The organism is Streptomyces sp. NPDC059003 (genome assembly GCF_042740445.1).
Classification (GTDB): Bacteria; Actinomycetota; Actinomycetes; order Streptomycetales; family Streptomycetaceae; genus Streptomyces.
The window spans coordinates 12,641-24,569 of sequence record NZ_JBHYJH010000014.1; the positions used below are offsets into that span (position 1 = coordinate 12,641).

The following is an 11,929-nucleotide window of genomic DNA, read 5'->3' on the forward strand; positions in this document are numbered from 1 at the left end:
CGCCCGCAGCGCACCCGCATGCTCGCCGGGGTGCTGCTCGGCCTGCTCGGCAGCCTGATGGGCCTGGCGCAGCCCCTCGCGGCGAAGCACGTGATGGACGACATGGGCCGGGGAAACCTGGGGGCCGGTCCCGTCGTCGTGCTCAGTGTGCTGGTGGTGGCCGGGGGAGTCCTCGCCGGCCTCGGCCACTACGTACTCGACCGGTCCGCCGAGGCCGTCGTCTGCGCCGCCCGCCGTCGGCTGACCGACCGCCTCCTGCGGCTGCGCGTTCCGGTGGTGGAGCGCACCGAGCCGGGCGATCTGATCGCCCGCGTCACCTCCGACACCGCGCTGCTGCGCCAGACCGCTCCTCAGGCGGTGTCGGCGGCCGTCACGGGCACGCTGGTCACCGTGGCGACGGTCGTCATGATGGGTCTCCTTGACGCCGTGCTGCTCTGCGTCACGCTCGCCGTGATCGCGTTCGTGGGCGTCGTCGTCGCGGTGGTCTCCCCGCGCATCGGCCGCGCCACCCGGCACACCCAGGAGGCGGTCGGCCGCATGGGGGCCGCACTCGAACGGTCCCTGGGCGCGTTCCGTACGCTCAAGGCGTCCGGCGCCGAGCAGCGGGAGGCCGCGGTACTGCACCGGGCGGCCGAACACGCGCGCCGCACCGGGGTGCGCGCCGCCGCGTGGGAGGCGGTGTCCGCGACCGTGTCGGCGGTCGTCGTACAGATCTGCTTCCTCGTCGTCCTGGGCGTGGGCGGCGCGCGCGTCACCTCCGGCGCGATCGGCGTCTCCACGCTCGTGGCCTTCCTCCTCTACCTCTTCGCGCTGGCACCCCGGATCGGCCAACTCGTGGAAGGCATCGGCCAGTTCCAGATCGGCTCGGCCGCGGCCGCCCGCATCCGGGAGGCGGAGGAGCTGGAGGTGGAGGAGCTGGAGGTGCAGGACGTGCAGGTCGGGACGGCGGGTGGCGCCCCGACCCCGGCCGCGGCCCCGGCACCGCGCACACGGGAGCCGCTGCCCGCCACCGTGGCGTTCCACGAGGTGCGCTTCGCCTACCGCCCCGGGCTCCCCGACGTCCACCAGCGGGTCTCCTTCACCCTTCCCGGCTGCGGCCTGACCGCGTTCGTCGGGCCGTCGGGCGCGGGCAAGACCACCGCCTTCTCCCTGATCGAGCGGTTCTACGAACCCGATGCCGGCCGAGTGTCGCTGGACGGCAAGGACGTGAGGGAGTGGCCGCTGGCCGAGCTGCGGGCGAACATCGGGTACGTCGAGCAGGACTCTCCGGTCCTCGCAGGCACCCTGCGCGACAACCTGACGCTGGGAGTCGCCGGGGCGACGACGGACCAGCTCCGCCATGTCCTGCGGCTGGCCCGTCTGGAGAGCGTGGCCGACCGTCTGCCCCACGGCCTGGACACCCACGTAGGCCACCGCGGCTGCAGGCTCTCCGGCGGCGAGCGCCAGCGCGTGGCGATCGCCCGGGCCCTGCTGCGCCGCCCGCGACTGCTCCTCCTCGACGAGGCCACCTCGCAGCTCGACGCGGCCAACGAGGCGGCCCTGCGCGACACCGTCACCGACGCCGCCCGCACCACCACCGTCCTCGTCGTCGCCCACCGGCTGTCCACCGTGACCACGGCCGACCGCATCGTGGTCATGGAGGCCGGGCGCGTACGAGCGGTGGGGACACACGCCCAGCTGATGGAGAACGACAGCCTGTACCGCGACCTTGCGACGACACAGCTGTTGAACCACAGCTGTTGAACCGCTGAGCGTTTCGCCGACTGGTTCGTGCAGCGCCGGCTCACGCTGCCGAAGGCCTGTCCTGCTGTTCCGGCCCGGGCGGTGGCGAGGACACGGGTGCTGGCGTGATGACGTCCATGACTGCATACCGAAAGGCCGATGCCGCGTAGGTGGAGTGGCTTTCCGGCGACTACTACGTCTACCTCGGTGCCACCGAACGCGCGTTGCGGCGGTATCGAGAGTTCCTGGCACCGCAGGGACGCCGCACTCTCTACCCGCGGTACGCGCTGTGCTCGTGCCGCGGTGGTTCCTTCGACGACGTACGACATGCACGCGACGTGCTTGAGCAGGCTCCGACCTGTGGTGGCGTCGCCGACTCGCCGACGGCGAGGAGGGCGGATGACTCCGCCACGCCCGCTCAGCCGGTACGCGATGCGCCCTACCAGCTGCGAACGACGCAGTACCAGGCCGTTTCCCTCTTCCGAGTGGTGCAGCTGCCGCTGCGGCATGTCCGGCGCTGCCGTGATGTAACACAGGTGCGCGTGACTACGTGCCAGTCGACCCGCTGGCTCGGCCTGAGACGCCGCTTGGGGAGCCTGTGGAACTGTGGCTGCTGAACAATCTGTCCACCACCGCGATCGCTGCTGTGATCGTCGGCAGTGTCGTCGTCCTGGCGCTGGTGGGCAGCGTGCTGACGCACCGGCGGCATCCGCAGCTGGCGGACGGTGAGCACAACGACATGGTCGGCGTCGTACTCGGCATGTACGGCGCCATCTACGGCATCATCCTCGCGTTCGTCGTCGTGACGCTGTGGACCGAGATCCAGGACGCCGACGCCGTGGTGCAGAACGAGGCGTCGTCCCTGGCCCAGCTCACCTGGGACAGCCAGGCGTTCCCGCCCGCCGAACGCGACCGCGTCCACACGGCCGTCGGCGCCTACGTCCACAAGGTCGTGGAGGTGCAGTGGCCCCTCATGCAGGCGGGGAAGCCTCAGTACAGCGCTACCCAGCGCCAGATGCAGGACCTGTTCGCCTCGCTCCAGACGTACGAGCCACGAACGGAGAAGGAGAAGGCCTTCTACCGTGAGACGATCGACGACCTCAACGAGGTGGTCGCCCAGCGCCGCGCCCGCCTGACCATCGCCGACCAGGAACTCCCGGGCCTGCTGAAGGTCCTGGTGTACGGCGGCGCGCTGGTGTTCATCCCCCTGACCTTCCTCTACGGCGTCAGAAGCCGTCGCGTCCAACTCGTCTTCGTCGGCTCGGTCGCCGCCCTCATCGGCTTCAGCCTGCTGCTCGTCGTCGTCCTCGACCACCCCTTCGCCGGCAACATCAGCGTGGACACGATGGCGTTCAAGGTCGGCCCCCTGGCCCGGTTCTGGTGACAGGAGGCGCGGGGCGGTTCAGGCGCCAGACCACGAAGATTCCGCTGCCCGCGGGAGCGGCGGGCGATGTCGCCTGCTCGCGGCGGACTTCGGTGAAGCCCAAGCGGCGGGGTATGGCGGCGCTGGACGTGTTGGCCAGGTCGTGCGAGATCTCCAGGTACTCCACGTCCGGCAGGGAGAACATCTCGGTGACCATGGCCGCTGTCGCTCTCGTGGCGATGCCCTGGCCGGTGGCGGCCGGGTGCAGCCAGTAGCCCATGCGTCGGCCCTGGGGTTCGGCCCCGCGGGAGCTCTGGCACATGCCGATGAGCGTGCCGCCTTGGGCGATGGCGTAGTTGTACGCGTCACCGCTTGCCCACTTCGCCTCGGCCATCGTGAGGAAGTCCCGTGTCCTCTCCTCGCTGTGCAGGGCGACCCACGGCTCCCAGGGGAGCAGGTGCTCCAGGGACTCCTCGATCAACGTGAACGCCGGAGCGAAGTCGCTCTGTCCTCGCAAGCTCCGGAGGACGAAGTCCCCGCACTCGATGGTCTGCCTCGGTCGCGCCATGGCGGCCATGATTGTTCGCGGACCGGCTCCCGGCAACGGGATCCGGAGGAAATGGGGGTTCAGTCAGGGTGGTGGGCGGCCCGCCGGGAAGTCCGCTGGATCCGAATCCCGTTGCCTCTTCGCGGCCGGGTGAGCATCCTGCTGGGATGCGCTTCTCCATCAACATCCCGAACTTCGGTGACTTCGCCGACCCCCGTAACGTCGCGACCGTGGCGGCCGCCGCCGAACAGGCAGGCTGGGACGGGCTCTTCGTCTGGGACCACGTACTGCACCGACAGCACCAGGGGCGCCCCTTCGGAGACCCCTGGATGCTGCTGACCGCCGCCGCCCTTGCGACCTCCCGGATCCGTCTGGGCCCCCTGCTGACGCCGGTCCCTCGCTACCGTCCGCAGCAACTGGCCCGCCAGGTGGCCACGTTGGACAACCTCAGCGGGGGCCGGGTGATCTTCGCCGCGGGCCTGGGCGGTCCGGTCGAGGACGAGTACCGCAGCTTCGGCGACGGCGCCGAGCCGCGCGTCCTGGCCGAGCGGCTGGACGAGGGCCTCGAGCTCCTCGGGCGCTTCTGGTCCGGCGAGCAGGTGAATCACGATGGTCGGCACTACGAGGTCCGGGACGTGGCGCTGCTGCCCGCCACCGTGCAGCGGCCCGCTCCGCCGGTGTGGATCGGCGGGTTCTGGCCGCGTCGTGCGCCGATGCGACGGGCGGCGCGGTGGGACGGCGCGGTGCCGCTGTTCGAGACGGCCAAGCATGGTCATGTGCCGGATGTGGCGGAGGTGCAGGAGCTGGTGGACTACGTGCGCAAGGAGCGTACGGCCGGGGCCGAGCGTCCCTTCGAGTTCGTGCTCGGCGGCGCCACGCCTCCGGACGCGGCCAAGGCCAAGGACATGATCGGTCCGCTGCGCGACGCCGGCGCCACCTGGTGGGACGAGCGGCAGATCCAGACCGGCCCCGACCTGGACCGGCTGGCCCCGGTGCTGCGCCGCATCGAGGCGGGGCCGCCGATCCTCTGACGGTGGCGAGGGTCAGTGCCCGGACGGTGCCAGATGGGCGCGTTCCCCCTGCGGGCCGAACAGGGTCAGCAGCTCCGCGGGGCGGCTGTCGGCGCTGCCGATCCAGTGCGGTGTACGGGTGTCGAACTCCGCGGCCTCGCCGGCGCCGAGCTGGAACTCCTGGTCGCCGAGCACGAATCTGACCTGTCCGTTGAGGACGTAGAACCACTCGTATCCCTCGTGGGTCTGCAGCTTCATCGTGGGTGCTCGGCCGGCCGGTGGATGGATCACCTTGTACGCCTGGATGCCACCGGCCCGCCTGGTCAGCGGCACGAGGACAAGGCCGGAGCGCCGCACCGGGCGCAGGTGGATGCGCGGATCGCCGGTGGGCGGCGCCGCGACGAGGTCGTCGAGGGGGACGCCGTGCGCCCGGGCCAGGGGCAGTAGCTGCTCCAGCGTGGGGCGGAGCTTGCCGTTCTCGAGGCGGGACAGCGTGCTCGCCGTGAGGCCGGTTTCGGCTGCGAGCTCCGCCAGCGTGGCGCTCCGCGCCCGGCGCAGGGCACGCAGCCGCGGCCCGACTCCGGCCAGCACATCTCCTGCGTGGTCGTCCATCCCCCGATGATGCGGATCCGCAACTTTTCTTGCAAGGGCGAAACGGCGGTGCCGATGCTGTTGGTACACCACCGGCGTCGTCAGCGCGTAGCGGATCACGCTCGGCACGTCGGCCGACGAAGGGGCACCGCAGATGGACTCCACCCGACGCCAGCGACCCACCACCGGCGCCGCGGACGATCAGGGCGCGGCAGGCGATCAGGGCGCGATGGACGACCAGGGCGTGACAGGCGGGGACGCCGAACAGTTCTGGGAGCGGCACTACCGCGCCCGGCACACCTGGAGCACACGCGTCAACCCACTGCTCGCCGAGACCGCCGCACCGCTGAGCCCCGGCATCGCCCTGGACCTGGGCTGCGGCGCCGGCGGCGACACCCTCTGGCTCGCCCGGCGCGGCTGGCACGTCACCGCCGTGGACATCTCCACCACCGCCGTCGAGCGCGTGCAGGAACGGGCCCGCGCTCTCGGCATCGGGGACCGGGTCGCCGCCGAACAGCACGACCTGGGCAGCAGCTTCCCGGCCGGCCAGTTCGACCTGGTCTCCGCCCAGTACTTCCACACGCCGTTCCCGTTGCTGCGCGGCCGAGTGCTGCGCACCGCCGCACGGGCCCTGCGCCCCGGCGGCCGCCTGCTGATCGTCGACCACGGCTCCACCGCGCCCTGGTCATGGAACCAGGACCCTGACGTCCACTACCCCACACCCGCCGAGATCGCCGCCGACCTCACTCTCGACCCCGCACGCTGGTCCGTCCTGCGCGCCGACATGCCCCGCCGTCAGGCCACCGGACCCGCCGGCGAGACCGCCACCGTCATCGACAACGTCCTGCTCGTCCAGCTGACCGAAGGATGAGCGCGGATGAGTACCCGAACCGCACGAACCACGGTGAAGGACACCGGACCTCCGTGGACCGGCGCCGACGAGAAGGCCACCCTGAAGGGCTTCCTCGACTATCTGCGGAACGCGGTCGCGGACAAGGTCGCGGGCGCCCCGGAGCCGCAGGTGCGAACGGGCCAAGTCCCCTCGGGCACCAGCCTTCTCGGACTGCTCAAGCATCTGGCGTCCGTCGAGCGGCTCTACTTCCTCGGTGAGGACGCGGGCCAGTGGTCGGCGACCATGCGGCCGTCCGCGGAGGACACCGTCGACGGCGTGCTCGCCGACTACCGGAAGACCGTCGAGCGGGCGAACCGGGTGATCGACGGCTGGACGGATCTGGCCCTTCCCGCTCCGCGACCCCCGCGCCGGGGGGCGGCCCCTTCGATGCGATGGGTCCTGGTGCACATGATCGAGGAGACCGGTCGGCACGCGGGCCACGCCGACATCCTCCGCGAGCAGATCGACGGATCCACCGGCCGCTGAGCAGCCGACCGTGGGCCAGTAGGGAGCCAGTAGGGAGTCGACGCCCGATGGGGTGGAGGGGCCGTGAGCCCGGAGTTGACTGTTAGTCAGTTTTGGCGTGGATGGCTGTTCTTGGTGTGCCCCGTGTGCCGCTACGGTCCTCATCGGTGGAGGCCTTCAACGGTGGGGGCCTTCAGCCGACACACGAGGAGCGTGATGTCATGAGCGCGCCATCGACAGTGCCATCAGCAACGTCACCAACAAAGCCACCAACAACGCCATCGACAGCGCTATCGGCGCTGCGGCGCAGAAGCGTTCTCGGGTACGGGGCGGTGGCCGCCGGAGCGCTGGCGGTGGGGGCTCCGGCCACGGCCCGGGCCGTGGCCCGGCCCCAGGGCGGCGCGGCCCGGGGCGGCGGACGGCGTGTCGCCGTGTTCGGCGCCGGGCCCGCGGGCCTGACCGTGGCGCACGAACTCGCCGAGCGCGGCTTCGACGTGACGGTGTACGAGCGGCGTGACGTGCTTGGCGGGAAGGCGCGCAGCATCCCCGTGCCCGACACCGGCACCGGAGGCCGCCGTGATCTGCCCGGCGAACACGGGCACCGTGGTGTGTTCGGCTTCTACCACCACCTGCCCGACACCCTGCGCCGCATCCCGTTCGCCGGGAACGCGCACGGCGTGCACGACAACCTCGTACAGGCCACCTGGGTCCAGTTCGCGCGCACCGGCAGCCGGCAGGCCATCGACATCCCGGGCACGCCGATCGGCTCCGGAACGCTCGACCCCGAGGCGCTGCTGCAGATGGTCACCGGGCTCGCCGAGGAGGTCTTCCATCTGCCGCCGTGGGAGGCCGCGCTGTTCGCCCGCAAGGCGGCCATCCTGATGACCAGCTGCGACGAGCGGCGCTTCGGGCAGTGGGAGTACGTGAACTGGTGGAAGTTCATCGAGGCCGAGGGCAAGTCCCTGGACTACCGGCGGCTGCTCGGCGGTGGCGTCCAGGTCATCCAGGCCCTCAAGCCGACGTCCGCGAGCGCGCGCACCTGCGGTCAGGGCGGGGAGGCCATTCTGTGGGACCTGTTGCAGCAGGGCAGCGACGGCCCCAACAACCGCGTCTTCAACGCCCCCACCAGCGAGGCGTGGATCGACCCGTGGGGCGAGCAACTCCGCTCCATGGGCGTCACCTTCAAGCTGGGCCACACCGTGGAGTCCCTCGCGCTCGACGGCGGCCGCATCACCGGTGCGACGGTCCGGACGGCGGACGGCCGTACCGCGCAGGTGGCGGCCGATCACTTCGTGGTGGCCGTGCCCGTCGACCGGGCGGTGCGGCTGTGGAGCCCCGATCTGCTGGCCGCCGATCCGCGGCTGGCCGCGACCAAAAAGCTCAACACCACCTGGAGCCAGGGCATTCAGTACTACCTGACGCACCCCGTACCGGTGGTGCCCGGGCACGTCGCCTACCCCGACTCGCCCTGGGCGCTGGTGTCCGTGAGCCAGTCACAGTTCTGGCGCGAGGAGTTCCGCGGAACATGGGGCGACGGCGGAACGCGGGACTCGTTCTCCGTCGTCATCTCCAACTGGGACGAGCCGGGCGTCCTGTACGGCAGGCCGGCGCGCCGCTGCACGCCGCGGCAGATCGCCGCCGAGGTGTGGGCCCAGATGAAGCAGGCCCTGAACCGCCCGGGCCGCGCGCGCCTGACGGACGACAATCTGCGTACGTGGTTCCTTGACCCCGCGATCACCGAGGGCCCCGGCGGCGAACTCGCCAACGACGAACCGTACTTGCTCAACGACGCGGGTTCCTGGGACCACCGCCCGGACGTCACGACGGCCGTCCCCAACCTCTTTCTGGCCGCCGACTACGTACGCCAGTACAGCAACGTCGACTTCTCCTCGATGGAGGCGGCCAACGAGGCGGGCCGCCGGGCCGCCAACGCCGTGCTGGACGCGGCGGGTTCGACGGCGGACAAGGCCCGGCTCTTCGGGCGGCACGAGCCGAAGGGCCTTGCGGCGGCGAAACGGGTGGATGCCGACCGGTATCGGTGGGGGCTGCCGCACGTCCTGGACTTCTGAGCTCGGCCTGGGGCGAGTTCACCGCGTACGCGCGGTCGCAGGAGGTCTGTCTGAAGAAGCACCATACCGGGCGCCCCGGCCGCTTCGTCCTCCGGTCGAGCCGCTAGCCTCCGTACGCATGACCGATCTTCAAACTCGTGACGGGCGCGTGGGTGAGCTCGCGAGACCGCCGGCCCGCCGCGTCCTGTGGTTCGCCGCAGGTGCCACCGCGTCCTTACTCGTCGCCGACCTCGCCACGCGCGCGTACAACCGGTACGACCCCATCCCGTCCGTCCGCAGGGTGGTGAACGTCGACGTCGAGGGCAATCTGGCCACCTGGTGGAACAGCACGCTGCTGCTCGCCGTGGCGGGCGTGGCGCTGGTCGCCGCGCTGCTCAGCGGGCGCGACGCGCGCCCCGGGCGGCTGTCCTGGCTGGGCCTCGCCGCCGCGACCGCGCTGCTCAGCATCGACGAGTCGATCTCGTTGCACGAGCGCCTGGGCGAGGTCGGCAAGTCGTGGAAGGAGTGGGCCGGGGGCTCGCTGCCCACGCATGCCTGGGTGCTGCCCGGCGCGCTCCTCGCGGCCGCGGGCACCGTGTGCGCCCTGCTGTGGGCGCGGAAACTCCCGCGCGACCTGCGCAACGGACTCCTTGCCGCACTGGCGGTGTATCTGGGCGGGGCGCTGCTGACCGAGGCGTTCAACGGCTGGGCGCTCGAGAACGGCCACAGCACGGTGCTCATGCTGGGAACGCTCGTGGAGGAGGGCTTGGAAATGAGCGGCTGCCTCGTCGCCCTCGCGGTCCTCGGCCGGTACGTGCTCTTCGAGCATGACCCGGCATCCGGGCGAGCGATGGTCCGGCTGCGGGACGGCTAGTGCCGTGACCGGAATCGATTGACCGGGCGGCCCGTCCGGACCTGTGCCTTCGACGAGTCCGGGCCGCTCGGCACCGCCCCACCGGGTGCCGACGGCCTACCGCCGCACCCGTGGGCAGGCGGAGCCGAGAGCAGGATCAACCGGCAGGAACTCGGTCCTTGAGGAAGCCGATCAGCAGATCGGTCACGGCCGACGGCCGCTCCAGGCTGGGGAGATGACCGGCCCAGGGCAGTTCGACGTGGTCGGCGCTCGCGAGGAGATCCGGCAGCCGGGCGGCGATCTGCCGGAAGTCCGCCAGATCATGCGCACCCGACAGGGCGAGGCAGGGAGCCCGCACCGCGGCCAGATCGAACTCCGCCTCTATCGAATCAAATTCCTCGGCAGCGGACACCTGCACGTCAAACGCGTGCCGCTGCATCCGGCGCACCGCCTCGCGGACGGTCTCGTCGGCATCAGGACCCAGCCAGCTGTCGACCATCAGTTCCGTCGCGCCGACGATGTCGCCCGCCTCGATCAGCGCTTCCTCGCGCTCGCCGAGCGCGGTCAGTTCGGCAGAAGGTTCATGGCCGGGAAGGGCGGAACAGAGCAAGGCAAGGGCGCTGATCCGGTCCGGCCACCGCGCGGCGATCTCCAGAGCGACGTGTCCGCCGAACGAAGACCCCACCAGTGCTGCCTGCCCGATGCCGAGACTGTCGAGGAGGGCCAGCACGTCCTCGGCGTCGCTGTGCGGCCGGTCCGGAGCAGGGGTCTCGCCGAAGCCCCGAAAGTCACAGCGCACAAGGCGGTAGCCGGCATCGATCAAGGCCGCCCACTGGGCGTCCCACATCCGCCGGTCGCACACCCCGGAATGCAGAAGCACCAGCGCAGGACCGTCTCCGGCCACGTCATGAGAGAGCGTCATCCGACGGATCCTATACAGCGGCTACGCGCCCCGGCCGCGGAGCACCGCCACTGCAGACGGAGGCCCTACCGGGCGTGTGCCTTCATCCAGTCGATGAGGTCCTGCACAGTGGTGATCTTCTCGGCGTCCTCGTCGGGTATGTCCGTGGAGAACTCGAATTCCACCGCCGTGCCCAGCTCGACAAGGTCCAGGGAGTCTGCCCCCAGGTCCTCGAACGACGCGTTGTTCGTCACCTCCTCCAGCTTGACGTTCAGCTGCTCGGCGATGACGCGCTTCACGCGCTCCTCAACGGTGGACACCCCACGGCCTCCTGCGTCGCTGCACGGGAACGGGCGGACCTACCTACTCTGACAGTTGCTCACGCGCCGGTGAAGCCGCCGGAAACCGCCGGAAACCGTCTGGTCGACTTCACGGCACACCTAGTCCGGGAGGGCGAAGCCCTCGGGCGGCGCGCCCTCGGCGAACAGCATCCCCACCCGTACCTTGCCCTCCCGTATGTCCCGGGCCCGCCGGTACTCGGGGGAGTCGTACCACTCGCGGATCCGGTCCATGTCGGGAAACTCGATGACTACGAGCCGGGAGGAGTCCCAGGTGCCTTCGACGGGCTCGGGCGTGGGTCCCGCGACCAGATAACGGCCGCCGTGACCGAGGATGGACTTCTGGGCCACGGACGCGTAGGCCAGGCCGGCCTCCTCGTCGAGGACATCGACGTTGACGATGACGTAAGCGGGCATGGGATTCCCCGTTCTCTCTCTAGTCGTGGAAGGCCGTGGTTGCCGCGAGCGCGGCGCGCTCGGTCGTCACCCGGTTCACCGGCGCGGTCTCGTCGGCGTAGCCGAAGGAGACGCCCACGAGCAGCTTCCCTCCGGTGACGCCGAGTTCGTCTCGGACGGTGTCGGCGTAGAAGCTCAGCAGTCCCTGCGGGCAGCTGTCCACGCCGTACGCGGACATGGCCAGGAGCAGGGTCTGCAGGTAGGCGCCGACGTCCGCGGCCAGCCGTGCCCCGCCGTCGCCGGTGACGAACAGGAACGCGGCGTGCGGCGCGCCGTAGAAACGCAGACTCTCCGCGTCGTACGCCGCTCGTGCCGCGTGGTCGTCGGGGCCGATGCCCAGCGCCCCGTACAGCTCGGCGCCGAAGGCGGCCCGGCGCACCCGGTGGACCGGTGCGTACATGTCCTCGGAATACGGATGGTCCACCGAGACGCGCTTCTCCGCGTGGGCCGCCCGCATGGCGTGCGCCAGGCGTTCACGCGCCGCGCCGCTCACCACCTCCACCTGCCACGGCTGCGCGTTGGAGTTGGACGGAGCGGTTCCGGCCAGCGAGAAGATCGCGCGCATCGTGTCCGCGGGCACGGGCTCCGGTCGGAACGCGCGTGTGGCGTGACGGCCGCGTATCAACTTCTCCGCGTAACTGCTCAGTTCGGTGGGCTCGGGCCTGCTCATGGGACACTCCTCCGTCACGACGTATGTAAACGGATACGTTTACTTGGAGGTGACTCTAGTCAGTCCACCCTGC

13 protein-coding genes are annotated in these 11,929 nt (G+C 70.8%); 7 read left to right on the forward strand and 6 right to left on the reverse strand.

The features are described 5' to 3' along the window. The first annotated feature begins 18 nt into the window (after positions 1-18). Both ACFWZ5_RS08780 and ACFWZ5_RS08785 read left to right on the forward strand, forming a co-directional pair. On the forward strand, positions 19-1,743 hold the full coding sequence (locus tag ACFWZ5_RS08780) for an ABC transporter ATP-binding protein (RefSeq protein ID WP_384785858.1): 1,725 nt from the start codon (positions 19-21) through the stop codon (positions 1,741-1,743). A gap of 577 nt (positions 1,744-2,320) precedes the next feature. Then, positions 2,321-3,106 (forward strand): hypothetical protein, encoded by a 786-nt coding sequence (locus tag ACFWZ5_RS08785; protein WP_384785619.1) that lies wholly within the window; start codon positions 2,321-2,323, stop codon positions 3,104-3,106. Here the strand turns inward: ACFWZ5_RS08785 and ACFWZ5_RS08790 are convergent. Beyond that, positions 3,075-3,653 (reverse strand): GNAT family N-acetyltransferase, encoded by a 579-nt coding sequence (locus tag ACFWZ5_RS08790; protein ID WP_384785616.1) that lies wholly within the window; start codon positions 3,651-3,653, stop codon positions 3,075-3,077. The genes ACFWZ5_RS08785 and ACFWZ5_RS08790 overlap by 32 nt on opposite strands. 146 nt (positions 3,654-3,799) lie before the next feature. On the opposite strand from ACFWZ5_RS08790, the gene ACFWZ5_RS08795 reads away from it, so the two are divergent. Next, positions 3,800-4,663: an LLM class flavin-dependent oxidoreductase gene (locus tag ACFWZ5_RS08795; protein WP_384785613.1), complete on the forward strand. Its 864-nt coding sequence runs from the start codon at positions 3,800-3,802 to the stop codon at positions 4,661-4,663. A 12-nt stretch (positions 4,664-4,675) separates the two neighbouring features. Here the strand turns inward: ACFWZ5_RS08795 and ACFWZ5_RS08800 are convergent, their stop codons facing one another. Then, positions 4,676-5,254 (reverse strand): helix-turn-helix domain-containing protein, encoded by a 579-nt coding sequence (locus ACFWZ5_RS08800; RefSeq protein ID WP_384785610.1) that lies wholly within the window; start codon positions 5,252-5,254, stop codon positions 4,676-4,678. Between the two features lie 208 nt (positions 5,255-5,462). Here ACFWZ5_RS08800 and ACFWZ5_RS08805 point away from each other — a divergent pair, with 208 nt between their 5' ends. The 4 genes from ACFWZ5_RS08805 to ACFWZ5_RS08820 all read left to right on the forward strand — a co-directional run bounded on the left by ACFWZ5_RS08805 (position 5,463) and on the right by ACFWZ5_RS08820 (position 9,512). Beyond that, on the forward strand, positions 5,463-6,104 hold the full coding sequence (locus ACFWZ5_RS08805; RefSeq protein WP_384785855.1) for a class I SAM-dependent methyltransferase: 642 nt from the start codon (positions 5,463-5,465) through the stop codon (positions 6,102-6,104). A gap of 6 nt (positions 6,105-6,110) precedes the next feature. Continuing rightward, positions 6,111-6,611: a DinB family protein gene (locus ACFWZ5_RS08810; protein ID WP_384785607.1), complete on the forward strand. Its 501-nt coding sequence runs from the start codon at positions 6,111-6,113 to the stop codon at positions 6,609-6,611. Positions 6,612-6,922: 311 nt separating this feature from the next. Continuing rightward, on the forward strand, positions 6,923-8,659 hold the full coding sequence (locus ACFWZ5_RS08815; RefSeq protein ID WP_384785604.1) for an FAD-dependent oxidoreductase: 1,737 nt from the start codon (positions 6,923-6,925) through the stop codon (positions 8,657-8,659). A 118-nt stretch (positions 8,660-8,777) separates the two neighbouring features. After that, entirely contained in the window at positions 8,778-9,512 is a 735-nt protein-coding gene (locus ACFWZ5_RS08820; protein WP_384785601.1) for a hypothetical protein, read from the forward strand. 136 nt (positions 9,513-9,648) lie between these two features. Here the strand turns inward: ACFWZ5_RS08820 and ACFWZ5_RS08825 are convergent, their stop codons facing one another. From ACFWZ5_RS08825 to ACFWZ5_RS08840, 4 genes are all read right to left on the reverse strand, one after another. Further along, on the reverse strand, positions 9,649-10,413 hold the full coding sequence (locus ACFWZ5_RS08825) for an alpha/beta fold hydrolase (RefSeq protein WP_384785598.1): 765 nt from the start codon (positions 10,411-10,413) through the stop codon (positions 9,649-9,651). Positions 10,414-10,478: 65 nt separating this feature from the next. Then, a complete protein-coding gene (gene acpP / locus ACFWZ5_RS08830; RefSeq protein ID WP_384785595.1) occupies positions 10,479-10,712 on the reverse strand; it encodes an acyl carrier protein in 234 nt (77 codons plus the stop codon). A 120-nt stretch (positions 10,713-10,832) separates the two neighbouring features. Continuing rightward, on the reverse strand, positions 10,833-11,147 hold the full coding sequence (locus tag ACFWZ5_RS08835; RefSeq protein WP_384785592.1) for a DUF1330 domain-containing protein: 315 nt from the start codon (positions 11,145-11,147) through the stop codon (positions 10,833-10,835). Between the two features lie 19 nt (positions 11,148-11,166). Continuing rightward, positions 11,167-11,856 carry a nitroreductase family protein gene (locus tag ACFWZ5_RS08840; RefSeq protein WP_384785589.1) on the reverse strand — a complete coding sequence of 230 codons (690 nt, stop codon included), beginning with the start codon at positions 11,854-11,856 and terminating at the stop codon, positions 11,167-11,169. Positions 11,857-11,929: the final 73 nt, after the last annotated feature.